Here is a 19,590-nt window from a genome sequence, read left to right on the forward strand (position 1 = left end):
CTCACCCGTCCGCCGCTAAGTCTCAGAGAAGCAAGCTCCTCATCGACTCCGCTCGACTTGCATGTATTAGGCACGCCGCCAGCGTTCGTCCTGAGCCAGGATCAAACTCTCCAATAAAGATGTTGTCCAGCAACATCGACCCGCTAAGATTCGGTCCATCTCGTAAGAGCGGATGATTCTTAACGAATATTGAAAAGAGCGATATGCTCATTTAGAAAAACTGACGAGAACATTATGTTCTCTTTATTTTGCTCCATCATTCATACGGTCTTGCGACGCGTACCGAATGATCTCGCTAAGCATTTTCGAAGAAAATGCTTCTCACTCGTTGTTCAGTTTTCAAAGATCAACTTTGTCGCTTTTCAACTCTCGTCGTCAGCAACTTTTATATCATATCATGTCCGGTTTCGAAATGCAAGCTTTTTTTTAAAGTTTTTATTCAACTTCTGATCGAAGCTTACTTGCTGTGTTCTTGTTTGAACGACTTATTTCTTGGCCGGAATTAGAATATATCATGTATATAATTATAATGCAACACTTTTTTTATATAATTTATTATTCTATTGTTTTATCTACTATAGAGGGAATCCCCTTCTATAATCTAGATGAAGATACCCTCTATTTATTACTCAATTATAACTCGTTTGATATAGAGCTGCCGCTCTGCTACCAGATTTACGATTGCTCCTTCTACGGCTACCATCGGGCGTGTCGGATGATCTCGATCGGTAAATATAATACTGCCTCTGCGGTGATCACTAAGTTCCACTACTGTTCCATTATGAAATTGTGTGACTTTACGGATAAAGGTTTGTACGATCTTCGGGTCGAGCTTACCGAACGACTCCTGCATAATTTGCTCCAGCACCAGGTAAGGCGATTGTGAGCTCTTATAAGGTCTTTCTAATGTCATCGCATGGAATATATCTGCTACTGCAACAATCTTCGAATACGTATGGATCTGATGCCCCTCCAGCCGCAGCGGATAACCAGATCCGTCGATTTTTTCATGGTGCTGCAGTGCGGATAATCTAACTCCATCATTGATGGCTCTTACATTCTTAAGAATTGTATAACCATAGGTCGTATGCTTTCTTACTTCTTCCTCTTCAGTTTTGCTCAGCGGTTTAGTACCGAACAATATCTCAGGTGAGACTTTAATATTGCCGATGTTATGAAGCAAACCTGCCAGAGCAACCTGAACCAAGTCTCTTTGAGGCAGCTCACACCACTGCGCAATCAAATAGGAAGTTAGTGCGGTCAAAACAGCATTATGGTACATATACTCGTCTCTTTTTATCGAGCGTGGACTAAAATAAAGCACTTGATAGTTTTTTAAATGTAATATAAGAATCGATAATTGTGTGCGAAGCTCAAAAACAGGGACTTCTAATGCCGCTGCTTCTTTAAAAGCCCTCTTTGTCAAAGCAACCATACGTTCATATTCTTCCTCAAAAGAAGTAAGATTTGCTGTAATTACTGCGATCTCTGCAATTTCTTCTTCTACCTGTAATTGTTTCTCCTGCTGTTCCTGAGCGCTATATGAAGATCCTCCTTCTGAAAAATTCACTGTATTCATATCTACTTCTACGGTCTGTACAAGAAAAGCTCTTAAAATTTCTAGATCACGAGGAAGGATCACTCTCCCTTTGGATAAAAGGAGTCCTCCCAGCGGTGTATGTACATCTTTAGCCAGCTTTATCCCTGGCTTCAATTCAATAATTGACATCATAACCATTACGCTAACGCTCCGTTCCTAACTCAGTTATCTAGCAAAGTTAAAATTATGATTGTAATTTCCATTATATCCCTACAAGTAACATGTGTATATTGCGAGTTTTTGACCAAAGCATTTTTTTATTAGTTGTTCGAATTCAGTTCATTGCTCCAAAAAAAAGAGACCCCAGCATGGGATCTCTTAGCTTCTATTATTCATTATCGGAATCTGTGTCCGAATCGACAAGTCCGCTCTCTTCACTTTCCTCTATGACTGGATCTGTTACATCATCAGACAAGGCATCTGATTCAGAAATAAGAGCTACATCTTCAAGAGACTCTAATTCCTCTTCTTCTGTTTTATCTGTTCTGCATACAGTTGCCACGGAATCGTCCTCACGTGTATGAATGAGTCTCACCCCTTGAGTGTTACGACCCATCGTCGAGATTCCCTCCATACTCATGCGCATTAGTGTACCGCTTGTCGTTATGATCATCAAGTCTTCTTCATTCTTCACGACTTTCAGACTGACGACTGGACCATTCTTCTCCGTAATGTTAATCGTCTTGATTCCTTTACCGCCACGGCTTTGAATACGATAGTCAGACACCGGTGTGCGTTTGCCGTATCCGTTAGCAGTGACAATTAGAACCTCAAGCTCTGGATCGACAATATCCATACCAATGACGGAATCCTCTTCGTCCAAGTTTATGCCTTTGACCCCTGTCGCGCTTCGTCCCATCGAACGAACATCATCTTCAGAGAAACGAATGGACATGCCGTGAGCTGTACCGAGAATCATCTCTTGTTTGCCATCGGTAAGCTTCACTTCAATAAGTGAATCGTCCTCACGTAAGTGAATGGCTATAAGTCCGCCCTTGCGGATATTCACGTAATCGTCAAGTGGGGTCTTCTTCACAACGCCATATTTGGTGGCGAAGAACAAGAACTGTTCGCTTTCAAAATCTTCAACCTCAATTACCGCGTTGACCGTTTCCCCTTGTTCGATCTGAATCATATTAATGATCGGTGTTCCTCTTGCGGTACGGCCAAGCTCAGGAATCTCATAAGCTTTGAGCCTGTATACCTTACCCTTATCCGTAAAGAACATCAGATAATTATGAGTATTGGTTACAAACAAATGCTCAACGAAATCCTCGTCCTTGGTATCCATACCCACTACACCACGGCCGCCTCGCTTCTGCGAACGGTATGTGGATACCGGAAGACGCTTAATGTAACCGGTATGCGTAATCGTGACAACCACATCCTCGCGCGGAATCAGATCCTCATCAAGAATGCTTTCTTCACCTACCGTAATCTCCGTGCGGCGCTCATCATTGTAACGTTCTTTGATTTCTTGCAGCTCATCACGAATAATTTCAAGCACCAAATGCTCATTAGCCAGAATCTCGCGATATTCTGCAATCTTGGCAAGAAGCTCGTTATATTCGTTCTCAATCTTCTCGCGTTCAAGTCCTGTAAGACGCTGCAAACGCATATCAAGAATAGCCTGTGCCTGGTCATGACTAAGCTCAAACCGCTCAATCAATCCTTCTCTCGCTGCATCAGTCGTTGCTGAAGCACGAATCAAAGCGATGATCTCATCAATATGATCCAGGGCAATTCGCAAACCTTCGAGAATATGTGCACGAGCTTCCGCTTTGCGCAGCTCATATTCCGTACGACGGCGAATAACGGTAATTTGATGCTGTAAGTAATGATACAGAACATCGCGCAGGCTCAGAATCTTAGGCTCGTTGTTAACGATGGCCAGCATGTTTATACCGAAATTGGATTGCATGGATGTATGCTTATACAGATTATTAAGCACAACATTCGGATTTACGTCGCGGCGGAGTTCAATCACTATTCGCATACCGCTGCGATCCGACTCATCACGAAGATCCGTAATACCTTCAATCTTCTTCTCCCGTACAAGCTCTGCAATCTTCTCTACAAGACGTGCTTTATTCACTTGATAAGGAATTTCATGGACGATAATTCTAGCTTTGTTGTTCACTTCTTCAATGGTCGTTCTCGCACGCATCGTAACCGTTCCGCGGCCTGTTTGATAAGCCTGGCGAATACCTGAACGGCCAAGAATGAAGCCAGCGGTCGGGAAGTCAGGACCTTGAATATAATCCATTAGCTCAAGAGAAGTAATATCAGGATTCTCAATCATTGCATGAACTCCATCAATGACTTCTCCCAAATTATGCGGAGGAATGTTCGTTGCCATCCCTACAGCAATCCCGCCTACACCATTTACGAGCAGATTGGGATATCTGGCAGGGAGGACGATAGGCTCGTGCTCTTCTCCGTCATAGTTAGCCTGAAAATCTATCGTATCTTTATTGATATCACGGAGCATTTCCATCGCGATTTTGGACAAACGGGCTTCCGTATAACGCATTGCCGCTGCCATATCTCCATCAATGGAACCAAAGTTGCCATGACCATCAATGAGCATATAACGCATGGAGAAATCTTGGGCCATCCGCACCATAGTTTCATATACGGCCGAGTCTCCATGCGGGTGATATTTACCGATAACTTCGCCGACGATACGCGCTGATTTCTTGTAAGGCTTGTCAGGTGCCATTCCAAGCTCCGACATTGCAAACAGAATCCGACGGTGCACTGGTTTAAGCCCGTCTCTAACGTCAGGCAAAGCACGGCTGACGATGATACTCATCGCATAGTCCATAAAGGACTCGCGCATTTCTTCGCCAATATCGCGGTCTTTAATTTGCGAGTTATTTTGATCCGCCATGCTGGACCTCCTTCTTGTCTATCAAACAACATTGTTAAGCTGAAAATGTATTTGTGAAAAGCCTAACAAGGCTTTAACGCCCAAATCTTCCACTGCTTCTCTCTCTATTACTAGCCTAGACAAAAAGCCCATTATTAAACGTATTTACGCTTCTAATTGAACCTATCTATAGGGATATGCCCTTCCTGTTTTGAACAGCAAACCATATACTGTAAAGATTCAAGATGGACATTCAGCTGCACAATATTACTCATATCCACACAAAACGCCATATTCCTCTATTATACCATTGATTTTTCTCCTTGTCCTATGGTTTTCCTCAAGCAAGCATGATACTTCTCGATTTTATTAGATACGTTCAATTCAGCATTCGAAGGAGTGGTTTAGTGAGCATTCGACGTGTCTCAAGCAAATGGAAAAAGACAGCCGTTCTCTTAAAAGATCCACAGATTGCTGCCTATGTTCCAGAAACTCGTAAGTACAATCAAAATAATCTGGAGAAAATGATGAACTCCCACCGTACGGTATATGTGAAACCAGAGCATGGATCCCATGGCAAAGGAATTATGCGGGTAGAGAAAATAAACTCTAGCAGTGATGAGACCGGTTCATCAGATGATTCTGAACATGTTCTCCACTATGAAAAAACCAAAAAAACGTACACTAGTATTTCATCCCTGCATCAAAAGATACAAAAACGAATGAATGGAAAGTCGTATTTGATCCAACGCGGAATCAGACTTCTTAAGCATCAGGGCTGCCCATTCGACCTAAGAGTGATGGCTCAAAAGAATCCCAAGGGTCAATGGGATGCTACCGGAATAATTGGTAAGGTCGCTGCAAAAGGAAAAATCGTGACTAACATCAACGGCGGCGGTCATATCGCCTCTTTTGAAGCCTTGTTAAAACCCTATCTCGGTGAATCCGGGACCAAGAAATTCAAGAAAGAACTCAACTCTCTGGCTCTCAAAACAGCGAAACAGATGGAAAAGAACTATCCTGGTATCAAGGAGCTCGGACTCGACATTGCCCTTGATGAGAAAGTTAGACCCTGGATTCTTGAGGTCAATACGTCTCCTGGTTTATATGTGTTCGGCTATTTGCCGGACAAGAGCATCTATCGAAAAATCAAAAAATATGCTAGAGCCTACGGTAGAGTACGGATGTAGCCATTTGCAGCAAAAGCTAGCATTCGCGAATAAGCTGCTATGCACTTCCTGCTATAGAAGTTAACAGCTGCCTTCCCGTCTGCAAACTTGAAAAAAGGGGCCATACCGGCCCCTACTGTAAACACATGGTTAAAATGAATATTAAACGTCGAGATTTTTGACGTATCTCGCATTTTCTTGAATGAAGTCACGTCTAGGCTCTACGTTATCCCCCATCAGGGTATCAAACATTGTATCTGCGATCATCGCATCCCCAATGGACACCTGAAGCATCGTACGACTCTCTGGGTCCATCGTGGTCTCCCACAGCTGACCCGCATTCATCTCTCCCAGTCCCTTGTAACGCTGTACATTGACCTTAACACCCTCACCGAACTCCTTAAGGATTAGGTCACGCTCTGCCTCAGAACCTGCATAGCGGACCGTCTTACTGCGCTCAATCTTGAAGAGCGGCGGCTGTGCGATATACACGAAGCCTGCTTCAATAATTTTGCGCATGTAGCGGTAGAAGAAAGTGAGCAGAAGGGTCCGGATATGTGCTCCATCGACGTCGGCATCGGTCATAATAATGACTTTATGGTACCTGGCCTTATCGATATCGAAATCATCGCCGATCCCTGTGCCGAGCGCTGTAATAATCGCCCGAATCTCAGCATTCGAGAGAATACGATCGAGTCTCGCTTTTTCTACGTTCAGAATCTTACCACGGAGCGGCAAAATCGCTTGGAAATGGCGGTCTCGTCCCTGCTTCGCCGATCCACCTGCCGAGTCACCCTCAACGATGTACAGCTCACTGATCGAAGCATCCTTCGATGAGCAGTCAGCAAGTTTACCAGGCAGAGCACTAACTTCAAGAACACTCTTACGTCGAGTCATCTCACGCGCTTTACGTGCTGCTTCTCTCGCTCTGGACGCTTGCAGGGCTTTATCCAGTATCCGACGGGAAACGGAAGGATTCTCAATTAAGAACTCTTGCAGCTTCTCAGCAAACAATGATTCCACGACCCCGCGCACTTCACTATTGCCGAGCTTGGTTTTGGTTTGTCCTTCAAACTGCGGTTCCGGGATCTTGACAGAGATAATGGCTGTCAGTCCTTCACGCACGTCATCTCCAGTCAGGTTGCCGCTATTATCCTTAATTACGCCAGCCTTACGTGCATAGTCATTAATGATCCGTGTCAATGCACTCTTGAAGCCGGACTCATGAGTCCCACCCTCATGGGTGTTAATATTATTTGCAAAGGAGTAGATATTCTCTGTATAGCTGTCGTTGTATTGGAGGGCTACCTCAACCTGAATGTTGTCACGCTGCCCTTCGACATAGATCGGCTGCTCATGAAGAACTTCTCTCTTGCTGTTAAGATATTGTACGTATTCCTTAATTCCGCCCTCGTACTGGAACGAGCTTGAGTCACCGGAGCGCTCATCCGTAATACTGATGCCAATTCCTTTGTTTAGAAACGCCAATTCACGAATACGAGTGAGCAGGATATCATACTCAAAAACGGTCGTTTCCGTAAAGATCTCTGGATCTGGATAAAAAGTGGTCGTTGTTCCCGTTTTGTCGGTATCACCGATTACTTTGACATCATACTCAGGAACACCACGGCGATATTCCTGCTGATAAATATGCCCGTCTCGTTTAACAATAACGCTAACCTTGTTAGATAGAGCGTTCACGACAGAAATACCTACACCGTGAAGACCCCCAGAAACTTTATATCCACCGCCGCCGAATTTACCTCCAGCGTGAAGGACGGTCATAACAACCTCAAGGGCAGATTTCTTCATCTTTGCCTGTTCTGCTACAGGGATCCCCCGACCGTTATCAACAACGGTAATGCTGTTATCTTCGTGGATCGTAACATCAATTTGGTCGCAGTAACCTGCAAGAGCTTCATCAATACTGTTATCCACGACTTCCCATACGAGGTGATGCAAGCCTTTCGAGCTCGTAGAGCCGATATACATCCCTGGACGTTTTCTAACGGCTTCAAGTCCTTCAAGGACCTGAATCTCATCTGCACCATATGCCGGTTGATTCATAGACATGCCTTTCACCTACTTCACTAGATTAGAGTGGATCTGATAATTGTGTTATGACTGTATATAAAAGTGCCAAATGCGTTATAAAAGTACCGCCTCCTTGCACATATTTCGCAAGATGACGATACTCCTCAATAGATCGTTAGATCGTTATATATCGCTTAGAACATTCGCTCTTTTCTTGAGAGTGGTCGAAGAGATCGGGGAATAGTAAACGGTACTCTTGGTTACGACAATCGACTTCGCTTCTTCTTCTCCAATAATCTCCAGATTCTTTTCCTGTTTAGAATAAGTGATGTACTGCTTCGATATTTTGGACGATTTTTCAATCGATATATCAAAAATAGCAACGAGCTCGGAAGAGCGGATAATCTTGTCTCCGCCCAAGTGGATATACATGGTCCGTTCATCTCCTTAACGCTCCACGTGACCAGCCTGTACATGATAGATATGTGCATCATGGAGCTTGCTGGTATTCAGTGTCTCAACCCCTGTTGCGGTTATAAACGTCTGAACTTTACTCTGGAACGTTTCAATTAGCTGCGTCTGACGGTATGGATCAAGCTCAGACAGTACATCATCCAGAAGCAGAACCGGGTATTCACCAATCTCCTCGCAGATCAGCTCAATCTCTGCAAGCTTGAGTGATAGAGCCGTCGTTCTCTGCTGCCCCTGTGATCCATAGGTTTGTACTTCATGGCCGTTAATAAAGAAGGATAGATCGTCCCGATGAGGACCGGTCAGTGTTGTGCCTCGTCTGATCTCCTGATCCTTGGTTTGTGATAATTTTATCATAAAAAGGTCTAATAAAACAGCTTCATCTTCTTCTAGGGCATCGGCAAAGGATGGAACATAAGCAAGTTCAAGCTTCTCCTTGCCTCCTGTAATGCCTTCATGAATCGTTTCCGCCCATTTCTGCAGCTTTTTTATAAATTGTTTCCTTTTTCTAACGATTTTAACACCATGTTCTGCTAATTGCTCATTCCAAACGCTAAGCATCATCTGCTGAGACTCAGGAGCACCCCATAATTGCTTCAGCAGATTATTGCGCTGCACCAAAATTTTCTGATACTGCTGGAGATGATAAATATAGCCCGGAGCCACCTGTCCAATCTCCATGTCAAGGAACCGGCGGCGAACCCCCGGTGTCCCTTTGACGATCTCCAGATCCTCCGGCGCGAACATGACGACATTCAGGCTGCCGATAAAATCACTGAGCTTCCGCTGCTCCAGTCCGTTGATCTTTGCTTTTTTGCCTTGCTGAGATAACGATAAATCAAGCTGTATTGTTCCGTACCTTCTATCCACATGTGCACTGATATGCGCGCCCGAGGCATTGAATCGAATGAGTTCCTTGTCTTTGGCGGTCCGATGGCTCTTGGTTAGTGCCAAAGCATAAATCGCCTCGACCAAATTCGTCTTGCCTTGGGCATTCTGTCCGATAATCAGGTTAACAGGCCCGAAGGACTCGAGCTTTAAATGCTCGTAATTTCTGTATTGATTCAGTTCAATGTCAGTTACAAACACACTATACATCCTCCCTTGCCTCTCGCCTCTTGAGGAAGCAGCAGGTGTTCGCTTATCTATTTCGCTTCTTCGACTTGGAACTCGCCTTCCCCATCAACTGCTACAAGATCTCCAGGATACAGCTTGCGTCCCCGTCTCTCTTCGATCTCACCATTTACTTTCACGGCCTGCTCCTGCAGCAGAGCTTTAGCCATTCCTCCGGTAGGAACACAATCGGCCAGCTTTAAAAACTGATCGAGCTTAATATATTCACTGTGGATAACTATTTTTTTCACGAAAAACTTCCTCTCATGTGAATAACTTTTATTTCAAAAAAATAATGCACAGCTCTAGTTCGTTGTACGGTAAGGGAGTATTACATATTGACTTGCACTATTGTCTGTCGGCTTTAAGATAATCGGGCTCATTACGCCGGTAAAGGAAATCATAAGCTCCTCGCTCTCAACCACTTTAAGCACATCAAGCATATATTTCGAGTTGAAGGAGATTTTTAGCGGCTCCCCTTTAAAATCTTTCACTTGAAGTTCTTCACGAACCTTTCCTAGCTCGGAGGAGCTGGATGAGATTTCAATATCGCCGCTGTCCAGTGTCTGCATGCGAACGATGTTCGTTTTTTCCTCACGAGACAGCAAATACGCGCGGTCGATGGATTCACTAAGCTTCTTCGTTTCCAAAATCAGTTCTGTTTTGTAGGAGCTCGGAATAATTCTAGAAGTATCAGGATAAGTTCCATCCAAAATGCGGGTATAGAATAATACACGGTCAATTTTGAACAGTACCTGGTTGTCAGCAACGACGATATCAACAAGCGAATTTTGATCAGGGATAATTTTACTCAGCTCATTCAGCGTTTTTCCTGAAATTACAATATTGTGGAATTTGATATCTTCGGCTCCTTCAATATGTGCGGAGCGAGTTGCAAGACGGTGGCGGTCGGTTGCCACAAATTTGAACTCATTATCAGCAAGACTCCATAATACTCCTGTCAAAATAGGTGTTGTCTCATGAGTGGAGATGGAGAACACCGTTTGCTTAATCATATTTTTGAGCAGGTCGCCGGGAATCGACAGGGTTTGGTTCTCTTCAATGCTAGGAAGAACAGGGAATTCCTCCGGATCGAGTCCAACGAGCTGAATTTCGGTGGCTCCAGCGGAAATAAAGGTATTGAAGTTGTCTTTTACTTCCATGTGAACTTCCTGAGATGGCAGCTTCTTAATAATCTCAACAAAAAACTTGGCGGGTAAAACAACACTTCCTGCTTGTTCTACAGAAACAATTGTTTTTCCATCCTCTTCTAAAGGGATAAACGATTGAATAGAGATATCTGTATCGCTTGCGGTAAGCGTAACGCCTTGATAATTCACATCAAATTTGATTCCGGTAAGAATAGGGATCGTAGTTCTGCTGGAGATCGCCTTGGATACATGTTGAATGGATTCATTCAGGTAGCTTTTCAATATGCTGATTTTCATAGTTTCACTCCTTGGGGAATATAAGCTTGATGTTGCAGCCTAACGTACTTATTTTTTCGGTATACGACGTCGTTAAGACGTATTCATATTGGTGTAGTATTTATTAAAAAAATAGTAGTAATAGTAATAGGCGCACTGAATATGTGGATAAACCCTACAAACGGCATAAAATTAAGCCTATCCACATGTGTACAGATTGTGCATAGGCTTTGTACTTGTTAAGTTGGGTTTTTGATTTTCTCGATAAGGTTGTTGATAACTTTAAAAAGTTCCTGATCGCTTTTTATCGATTGCGTTATTTTCTCGTGCGCATGAATGACGGTAGTATGATCCCGTCCCCCGAACGCTTCTCCAATCTTAGGCAAGGAAAAGTCAGTCAACTCTCGAGACAGATACATTGCAATTTGCCTTGGAAAGGCAACTGCTTTGGTTCTTTTTCTAGCCTTGAAATCCTCAAGCTTCAGATTGTAATATTCGCCGACCTTCTGCTGAATATCCTGAATAGTAATAATCTTCGGACGGCTTGATGGGATGATATCCTTGAGTGCTTCAGCAGCCAGATGCGTTGTTACGTCCTGATTGGTCAGAGACGAGTATGCCACCACACGAATGAGTGCCCCTTCAAGCTCTCTGATGTTCGTATCGATCTGATTGGCAATGTACATCATTGCCTCATTAGGAATATCGAGATTCTCGGCCTTCGCCTTCTTGCGAAGAATGGCGATTCGCGTCTCGAGATCCGGAGGCTGGATATCCGTTATAAGTCCCCATTCAAACCTGGAACGCAGCCGTTCCTCAAGCGTCGGAATTTCCTTCGGAGGCCGGTCACTTGAGATAATGATCTGCTTGTGTTCTTCATGCAGTGCATTAAATGTATGGAAGAACTCTTCTTGTGTCGATTCCTTACCGGCCAAAAATTGAATATCATCAATCAGCAAAATGTCGACATTGCGATATTTATTGCGAAAATTCTCACCACGGTTATCGCGGATGGAATTAATGAATTCATTCGTGAATTTCTCCGATGAGAGGTAAACGACCTTACTGCTGGGGTTATGCTCCAAAATGTAGTGCCCGATGGCATGCATGAGGTGTGTCTTGCCGAGTCCAACTCCTCCATATAAGAAGAGCGGATTGTACGCTTTGGCAGGGGCTTCTGCAACAGCCAGTGATGCTGCATGTGCAAATCTGTTGCCCGGGCCGATGACAAATGTGTCAAAAGTGTACTTCGGATTAAGCATATGTGCCACAGCCTCTTCTGGTGGTGCTGGAGGAGGTGTGACCACTTGCTGCGGATCCGGCTCAGCCGTCTTGTGTTCTTCTATGACAAACTTAACGTCCACTTGTTTTCCGAGCAGTTCATAAACCGTTGAACCGACAAGCTTCGTGTAGCGGCTCTCCAGCCACTCTACAGCGAACGTAGTGGGTGCTGAGATGACAATAAATTGGTCATTCAACTTAATGGCTTTTGTCGCCTTAAACCAGGTGTCATAGCTGGGCTTGCTAAGCTTGGTTTGAATTATTGATAGTATTTGCTGCCATAGTTCGGATGTATGGCTGTCCACAGACTGTCACTCCTTTTAATCGTCCAAATGTGGCCCAGAGCCATGAGCGGAATGTCGAAATAAAATTTATATTGTAGAATTTATCCCCAGTGTCCAAAAGATGTCAGACAAAAAAAGAATGAACAACTCAAAATTGTTCACAACTTTATCCACAGGCTGTTGATAAGATTATGGATTAAAACTTATATTCACATCCAAAAGTAATATAATCATAGCAAAAGAAAGCTTATATTTCAACGGATCTCAGGATTTTATCCACAAACTCAATAACTTGTGTATAATTTTTAATCACAACACTATATATTGTTTATAATCTGTTTAGTTTTCGACAAGAACGCCCAAAAGGCGATAATGATTATTCACAGCTTGTCCTCCAGTATTGAAGAATTCTGTTGAACAACAGGAGACGATCTGTGTAAATCCAGGCAAAGTGAGTCTGTGGATAAACGAGGAAATGAATCGAAGTCTTCTTATTTCAATCTAGGATATGCGAAAGAGCCGATCATTATGATCGGCTCTTTCGCAAGTTGTTGAATCTATTCGGTTGCTGTAATATGCTCTCGCTGGAATTTAGCAATATCCTCATATTCTTCGGTCAGCTTACGGGATATACGAATAAAGATGGGAAGAAGCTCTTGATAGATCGATACATGGTTTTGATCCGGTTTGTGTGCATGAGTGGTCCCCACCATCTTAGAGACGATTTCAAGCGAATCTGTGCGTCCTGTGGCGTATAGACCAAGGACAACAGCCCCGAGACATGAGCTCTCAAAGCTCTCAGGCACAACGACTTCCTGATCAAATATATCGGCCATCATCTGACGCCACAATGGAGAGCGTGCAAATCCGCCTGTTGCTAGTATTCGGCTTGGCTGGCCCATTTGTTCCTTCATGGCAAGCAGAACCGTATAGAGGTTAAAAATGACCCCTTCAAGTACAGAACGAATCATATGCTCCTTCTTATGATGCAGTGTAAGGCCAAAGAAGGAGCCTCGGGCATCAGGATTCCATAGTGGAGCTCTTTCACCGGACAAAAATGGATGGAAGAGCAGTCCGTCTGCACCTGGGCTAACGCGTGCAGCTATACGGGTAAGTACATCATACGAGCTAATGCCAAGACGTTTCGCGGTTTCGATTTCGCTGGCCGCCATTTCATCACGAACCCAGCGGAAGATCATGCCTCCATTATTTACTGGTCCGCCGACAACCCAGTGATTCTCCGTCAAAGCATAGCAAAAAGTACGTCCTTTTGGATCAGTAACCGGCTTGTCTACAACGGTGCGGATCGCTCCGCTCGTCCCAATTGTGGCTGCCACTTCACCAGGACGTATGGCGTTCACACCGAGGTTGGATAATACGCCGTCGGTAGCTCCTACAACGAAAGGAGTAGAAGCAGACAAGCCCATTTCTGCAGCATATTTTTCATTCAAGCCCTCGAGAATATGTGTTGTAGGTACAAGCGTGGACAAGCGTTCTGAAGTAATTCCTGCAATTTGCAACGCTTCTTCATCCCAATCCAGCTGCTCAAGGTTCATAAGCCCTGTTGCAGAAGCAATAGAATGATCGACAACATATTCATTGAACAGCTTAAACGTAACGTACTCACGGATCGATATAAATTTAGCCGATTGACTAAACAGCTCGTTGTGATCGTGTTTGAGCCATAGCAGCTTGGCAAGAGGGGACATGGGATGAATCGGAGTTCCGGTGCGGCGATAGATTTCGTGTCCGTTCAGCTCATCCTTTAATTTTCTCGCCCATTGATTACTGCGATTATCCGCCCAAGTGATGCATGGAGTAAGTGGATTTCCTGCGGCACCCATCGCGATCATACTGTGCATAGCTGTACTAAAGGAAGCAAACATCACTTGATCAGGTGCAATGCTACTTGTCTTCATAACTTCCTTAACCGTATGCATAACGGCATGGAAGATTTGTTCCGGATCCTGAACCGCTGCATCGGGAACAGGGGTGTGTAGCGGATATTCCTCACTTGCTTTTGCAACCACTTGTCCATTTTCTTCAAACAGGACCGATTTCGTGCTCGTTGTCCCGATATCAATACCTAGCATGTATGATTTCATAACGTAAGAGCCTTCTTTCTAAAATATAATTGGTAACGCAATTTGCCTAACACGAAGCAAGCAGTTCAGCTCGTGTTAGGCAATTCTCATTTAAGTGTACATGTATCCAGTGTACTATATGAAGTTTTTAGATGACAAAGCTTAACAGCAAAATAAGAATCAATGCGACTACGGAAAGAATACATTCCATAACGGACCAAGTTTTGAGCGTCTGCGATACAGACATATTGAAGAACTCTTTGATCATCCAGAAGCCGGCATCGTTGACATGGGACAAGAAGAGGGAACCTGCTCCTGTGGCCAGTACAACGAGCTCAACGCTTACACCAGGAGACATTGCAAGAACCGGAGCAACAATACCGGCTGCTGTCGTCATTGCCACTGTTGCAGAACCGGTTGCAACCCGGATCAGTGCCGCTACGAGCCATGCAAATAGAATAACGTTGATGTTAATGCTTGTAGCTAACTCCGCAATCGCATTGCCGACGCCGCTGTCAATCAGAACTTGTTTAAACGCGCCGCCGCCGCCGATGATCAGGATAATGCTTGCTGTAGGAGCAAGACACTCACTGGTAAACTTCGAAATTTCACTTTTGTTAAATCCGCGTGCAAACCCGAGTGAGAACAGTGCAAAGACGACAGAAATAAGGAGCGCGACAATTTCGTCACCGATGAACTCAAGGAAATGCGTAAGACCATTTGTACCTGCTGGATCTACAATCATCGCTACTGAACCGGCAAGCATAAGAATAACCGGCAGCAGAATAGTTAGCAGGGTAATACCAAAGCCAGGAAGCTCGCGTTCGCTCTTCAATGAGAATTGTTCAGCGAGTTCTACAGGAGGCTCAACATGTACTCTTTTGCTAATAATATTACCGAATACAGGTCCTGCGATAATTGCAGTAGGCAAACCGACCAGGATACTGTAGAAAATAGTCATACCTAAGTTTGCATTATATGCCTTAATCGCAATCATCGGAGCCGGATGCGGTGGCACCAGACCGTGCACGGTTGAGAGACCGGCCAGAATGGGAATACCAATTTTAATAATGGATAATCCCGTTTTTCTCGCGACAGTAAAGACAATAGGGATAAGCAGGATAAGACCTACTTCGAAAAATACAGGAATACCGACGATAAAACCAACGATCATCATTGCCCAGTGAACACGTTTTTGACCGAACCGATTAACCAGCGTTGTAGCAATACGTTCAGCCCCGCCGGACTCGGCCATCATTTTACCGAGCATTGTACCAAGACCAATAACGATGGCTATCGTTCCGAGTGTTCCACCAACCCCGCCGGTTATTGAGCTAATGGCGTCTTCAGCGTTCATTCCTGTAAGCAATCCAAGCATTAAGGCGGATATTAACAGGGAGACGAATGGATTCCATTTATATTTAGAAATCAATACGATAAGAAAAACAATCGTAATTAGTGTCCATATCAGCATCGTTGCCGTATGACTAAGTCCAAAAATACTATCCATAATTCGAAATCTCCTTTTCAGCCAATAAAGTAAAATTCGTAAGTCGTGTAAAACGAGAAGCGCTTACAAAAGCATCTTAAAAAACTTCATATCGAATACGAGTATACTTGTCGACAAGTTTGAGCGAAAAAGAGAAAGTACAACACTTGCACGTTTCTCAATTTGATTACCTAGGTACTTATTGTGGAGAGAAATCATAATGTTTTATGCAAAGTTTGCCTTGAATCATCAAAATAAAGCTTAACCTCATCCGCTACAACCTCAGAATCTCGGGTTTGCAGCCCCCGTATTAGTCTTCGGTGCTTCTCAATTACCGTTTCAATCCGCTCATGACCGTGCGAGAAAACTTCCTCTGTCGTAAGCAGCAGAACCGTCATAATAATCTGTCGGATGCTCTTCCATAAATGAAGCATTCGAGTGTGGTTAGCTTCTATAATAATCGTTTCATGGAAACTTAAGTCTTGGTAAGCAAATTCGACATAATCCTTATGTTTTGCTGAGAGCTCCATCTTATCAATGATATGCTGCAGCTTCATGATCAGCTGCTCCGGCAAATCTGATGATAATCGCTCCTGGACAAAGCTTTCAATAAGGTACCTTACGTCATACAGTTCATCCATATCCCGTTGACTAAGACCAAGGACGACCGCGCCCATCCGTTCTAATCGAAGCAAGCCTTCGTTTGAAAGCGTTTTAAATGCATCTCTAACGGGAGAACGGCTACTGCCAAATTGACTGGCGATTCGATTCTCAGACAGAACTTCTCCAACCGGAATTGCGCCATTAATAATTTGCAGTCGTAATTCGCTTACAATAAATTCACCAAGAGACTCTCCTTGTAACCAAGCAGCAGGATATCGCATGATGACGCTCCCATCTAAAAGTATACATGTATACAACTAGCTGTGACTTATCCTACACTATAAATAAAGGTTTTGTAAACGATTAATTTAAGAAAAATAAGCAGAATTTAATTCACTTTCCTAATTTAAACGAGGCAAAATAAGTACAATATCGCGTTAGCAGCCTATAGCCAGAGGAGCTATAAAATACAATGAAGGAGTGAAAAATTTTAAGGATAAATTGGTTATCCACATGTGTATAAATGAATTGTTTCGAGAGATGTTTTTTGGCGTTGTGGACAATTTTAATAAAATACACAAACATGTCGTAAGTAAAAAATGATAAGCTATATGAAGCCAGTTGACTTTTTGACTTGATCATGTTTAAATGTATAAAGGCATTTTCTGTGTTTATGAAAATGATTAAATTTCGATAATGTTATGGATTGCGCTAAGCAAATTAATACAGTTCATAAGCTCTACAAGATAGTTCAATCTGTACAGGATTCCTTTAAGGGGGTGCATACACATGAGACCAACGTTTAGACCGAACGTAAGCAAACGCAAGAGAAATCATGGTTTCCGGAAAAGAATGAGCACGAAAAACGGCCGTAAAGTTCTGGCAGCCCGCCGTCTAAAAGGCAGAAAAGTATTAAGTGCGTAATGCGTGCATAAAGACCACTACGGTGGTCTTTTTTTCTTAATATCGCTCATTTTACTTATAAATATAATTGTAGGACTACACTATATGATCGATTCGTTTATGTTCGTGGCGGATCGTCTATACTAGTTATGTTCATTTTTGAGGATTGCTAGGTAAGCAAGGAGAAGATTGCTCGTGCATAAGAGATTACGTTTACGAAACCGGGACGACTTTAATCGCGTATACCGTTATGGAAAGTCCTTTGCCAACTATCAATTTGTGGTATATGGATTGCGTCGCAAAGATGTCGATCAGTTTCGAGTCGGCGTATCTTGCAGCAAAAAGATAGGCAATGCTGTCGTACGCAATCGCATTAGAAGGATTATTAAAGAAATCATTCGACATCATGAAGCCGAAATAGTAGAACATATGGATCTTATTTTTATCGTTAGAAAAGGTGCTGCTTCCATGAGCTATCAAGAGATGGAGAAGAGTATCCTTCATGTCTTGCGAAAAGCTTCGCTGCTCAAGAAAAATGGCTTGAAATAGCGTTTTCTTTGTTCTTCTAATTATGGTATTATTTACGGTGGAATGGAAAGGTTAAGAGAGGGGTTATGAAGTGTCGCGATTCATGTTAATGAAGGGTAGAAAATGGCTCCTTCTTATCGCTGTCATTGCTTTGGTCTCCGTGCTAGCGGGCTGTTCTACGAATCCGTCTGCACACCTGACCACAGAAGACTTGAAAAACAGTGATTCATTTTGGAGAAGTAACGTCGTTTACTGGTTCTCACTTGCTCTAGATACTTTTGCGAATTGGTTTAATGGAGAGTACGGTTTAGCAATACTGGTCTTGGTGCTTATTGTCCGGACGTTAATTCTCCCATTAACTATTAAACAAGTCAAAAGCTCTAGAAACATGCAAAAGGTTCAACCTTTAATCAAGGAGATCCAAACAAAGTACAAGGATAACCCTGAGAAGCTGCAACAGGAAACAATGAAGCTATTCCAAGAGCATAAAGTTAATCCGATGGCAGGATGTCTACCTTTGATCATCCAGATGCCGATATATATTGCTCTTTACAATTCAATTTATATGAATTCCAATATCAGTCAGCATACGTTCCTGTGGATGGAGCTTGGCTCACCAGACAAGCTGTTTGTCTTGCCGGTTCTCGTTGCTGTAACGATGTGGTTCCAAACCTGGTACATGATGAAGCAAAACCCAAGTCAGCAGCAAGGTCCTATGCAATTCATGCTGTGGGTATATCCGATTCTGATGTTCGTCATGTCGTACCAATTCGCATCTGCATTGCCGTTGTATTGGTTCTATTCCAACATTTATACCATTGTACAAAACTTCTTCTTGTATCGTAATAACGATAAGCATTTGGCTGCTTCCAATGTTCAAGCTGCGACTAGCTCCAATAAGGGACAAGCCAAAGCAGGTAATGGTGCTAACAGATCGCAAATCAACAAGAAAAAGAAGAAGAAAAGAAAGTAATCCGCTTGTGGTGAAGGAGGCAAGGCGTTCTATATGACCACCGTCATTGCGACAGGTAAGACGATAGAAGATGCTGTCATGAAAGGATTAACTGAACTTGGTGTCAACCGGGAATCAGTTACGTTAAACGTCTTAGAGCAGCCATCCAGAGGATTTCTTGGACTTATCGGCGTTAAACCCGCTAAAGTGGAACTAACCCTTATACCTAAACGCAAGAGCGAGTCCGTCGTAACTGAGCCTGCCCGGATCCAAAATTTGAGCTTAACAGAATCAGTATCAGCTGTGTCTGAGGCAGACCCCTATTACGAGGCAAGTGAATTCATCAGAGAAGTTGCTGCTGGAATGGGGCTTGAGGTAGATATTGATATAAAGAAGAACAGAGATGGAAAAATCTTTAATATTACCGGTGATAATTTAGGTCTGATCATCGGACGTCGAGGACAGACGCTGGACGCACTTCAATATCTGGCGAACATCGTTGCGAATAAGCATTCTTCAAGCTTTGTCCGAATTGTGCTGGACGCAGAGAATTTCAGACAGCGACGCCGCAAAACATTGGAGGAGCTCGCTGAACGTCTGGCAGGACAAGTCATTCGTACAGGGAAAGAAGTCATTCTTGAACCGATGTCGTCTCAGGAACGCAAAGTTATTCATGCGAAGCTGCAGCATCACCGTCAGATTAAGACTTACAGTAAGGGCGAGGAGCCTAACCGTAGAGTGGTAATCACACCTAAATGATGTAATTCAATGAGAAATTTT

At 43.4% G+C, this 19,590-nt stretch carries 16 protein-coding genes and 1 rRNA gene; 5 read left to right on the top strand and 12 right to left on the bottom strand.

Going from position 1 to position 19,590, the window contains the following annotated elements:
* The 3 genes from ACFQ3J_RS16225 to gyrA all read right to left on the bottom strand — a co-directional run.
* Window positions 1-117, bottom strand: a 16S ribosomal RNA gene (locus tag ACFQ3J_RS16225); the annotation flags it as partial.
* A gap of 508 nt (window positions 118-625) precedes the next feature.
* Window positions 626-1,738 carry an HD-GYP domain-containing protein gene (locus ACFQ3J_RS16230; RefSeq protein ID WP_251583174.1) on the bottom strand — a complete coding sequence of 371 codons (1,113 nt, stop codon included), beginning with the start codon at window positions 1,736-1,738 and terminating at the stop codon, window positions 626-628.
* 190 nt (window positions 1,739-1,928) lie between these two features.
* Window positions 1,929-4,493 carry a DNA gyrase subunit A gene (gyrA, locus tag ACFQ3J_RS16235; protein ID WP_091159821.1) on the bottom strand — a complete coding sequence of 855 codons (2,565 nt, stop codon included), beginning with the start codon at window positions 4,491-4,493 and terminating at the stop codon, window positions 1,929-1,931.
* A 386-nt stretch (window positions 4,494-4,879) separates the two neighbouring features.
* On the opposite strand from gyrA, the gene ACFQ3J_RS16240 reads away from it, so the two are divergent.
* Window positions 4,880-5,662 (top strand): YheC/YheD family protein, encoded by a 783-nt coding sequence (locus ACFQ3J_RS16240; protein WP_170862515.1) that lies wholly within the window; start codon window positions 4,880-4,882, stop codon window positions 5,660-5,662.
* Between the two features lie 141 nt (window positions 5,663-5,803).
* On the opposite strand, the gene gyrB is transcribed toward ACFQ3J_RS16240, so the two are convergent.
* The 9 genes from gyrB to ACFQ3J_RS16285 all read right to left on the bottom strand — a co-directional run bounded on the left by gyrB (window position 5,804) and on the right by ACFQ3J_RS16285 (window position 16,708).
* A complete protein-coding gene (gene gyrB, locus ACFQ3J_RS16245; protein WP_091159825.1) occupies window positions 5,804-7,714 on the bottom strand; it encodes a DNA topoisomerase (ATP-hydrolyzing) subunit B in 1,911 nt (636 codons plus the stop codon).
* A 144-nt stretch (window positions 7,715-7,858) separates the two neighbouring features.
* Window positions 7,859-8,107 (bottom strand): extracellular matrix regulator RemB, encoded by a 249-nt coding sequence (gene remB / locus ACFQ3J_RS16250; RefSeq protein ID WP_047912550.1) that lies wholly within the window; start codon window positions 8,105-8,107, stop codon window positions 7,859-7,861.
* A gap of 15 nt (window positions 8,108-8,122) precedes the next feature.
* Window positions 8,123-9,235: a DNA replication/repair protein RecF gene (gene recF, locus ACFQ3J_RS16255; protein WP_251583173.1), complete on the bottom strand. Its 1,113-nt coding sequence runs from the start codon at window positions 9,233-9,235 to the stop codon at window positions 8,123-8,125.
* A 56-nt stretch (window positions 9,236-9,291) separates the two neighbouring features.
* Window positions 9,292-9,510 (bottom strand): S4 domain-containing protein YaaA, encoded by a 219-nt coding sequence (gene yaaA, locus ACFQ3J_RS16260; protein ID WP_251583172.1) that lies wholly within the window; start codon window positions 9,508-9,510, stop codon window positions 9,292-9,294.
* Window positions 9,511-9,564: 54 nt separating this feature from the next.
* Window positions 9,565-10,707, bottom strand: coding sequence for a DNA polymerase III subunit beta (gene dnaN, locus ACFQ3J_RS16265; RefSeq protein ID WP_251583171.1), 1,143 nt, complete (start codon window positions 10,705-10,707; stop codon window positions 9,565-9,567).
* A 218-nt stretch (window positions 10,708-10,925) separates the two neighbouring features.
* Entirely contained in the window at window positions 10,926-12,272 is a 1,347-nt protein-coding gene (gene dnaA / locus ACFQ3J_RS16270; RefSeq protein WP_091159832.1) for a chromosomal replication initiator protein DnaA, read from the bottom strand.
* Between the two features lie 536 nt (window positions 12,273-12,808).
* Entirely contained in the window at window positions 12,809-14,356 is a 1,548-nt protein-coding gene (gene gntK / locus ACFQ3J_RS16275) for a gluconokinase (protein WP_379293415.1), read from the bottom strand.
* A 127-nt stretch (window positions 14,357-14,483) separates the two neighbouring features.
* Window positions 14,484-15,845 (bottom strand): GntT/GntP/DsdX family permease, encoded by a 1,362-nt coding sequence (locus ACFQ3J_RS16280; protein ID WP_091159835.1) that lies wholly within the window; start codon window positions 15,843-15,845, stop codon window positions 14,484-14,486.
* Between the two features lie 194 nt (window positions 15,846-16,039).
* Window positions 16,040-16,708, bottom strand: coding sequence for a GntR family transcriptional regulator (locus ACFQ3J_RS16285; protein WP_251583167.1), 669 nt, complete (start codon window positions 16,706-16,708; stop codon window positions 16,040-16,042).
* Between the two features lie 508 nt (window positions 16,709-17,216).
* Here ACFQ3J_RS16285 and rpmH point away from each other — a divergent pair.
* The 4 genes from rpmH to jag all read left to right on the top strand — a co-directional run bounded on the left by rpmH (window position 17,217) and on the right by jag (window position 19,569).
* Window positions 17,217-17,351: a 50S ribosomal protein L34 gene (gene rpmH / locus ACFQ3J_RS16290; protein WP_379293418.1), complete on the top strand. Its 135-nt coding sequence runs from the start codon at window positions 17,217-17,219 to the stop codon at window positions 17,349-17,351.
* A gap of 174 nt (window positions 17,352-17,525) precedes the next feature.
* Entirely contained in the window at window positions 17,526-17,879 is a 354-nt protein-coding gene (gene rnpA, locus ACFQ3J_RS16295; protein WP_091159840.1) for a ribonuclease P protein component, read from the top strand.
* Window positions 17,880-17,961: 82 nt separating this feature from the next.
* Window positions 17,962-18,831 (top strand): YidC/Oxa1 family membrane protein insertase, encoded by an 870-nt coding sequence (locus ACFQ3J_RS16300; RefSeq protein WP_091159842.1) that lies wholly within the window; start codon window positions 17,962-17,964, stop codon window positions 18,829-18,831.
* Window positions 18,832-18,864: 33 nt separating this feature from the next.
* Window positions 18,865-19,569 carry an RNA-binding cell elongation regulator Jag/EloR gene (gene jag / locus ACFQ3J_RS16305; RefSeq protein WP_091159843.1) on the top strand — a complete coding sequence of 235 codons (705 nt, stop codon included), beginning with the start codon at window positions 18,865-18,867 and terminating at the stop codon, window positions 19,567-19,569.
* Window positions 19,570-19,590: the final 21 nt, after the last annotated feature.

The sequence above is a fragment of the Paenibacillus provencensis genome, assembly GCF_042678545.1.
GTDB lineage: Bacteria > Bacillota > Bacilli > Paenibacillales > Paenibacillaceae > Paenibacillus > Paenibacillus provencensis.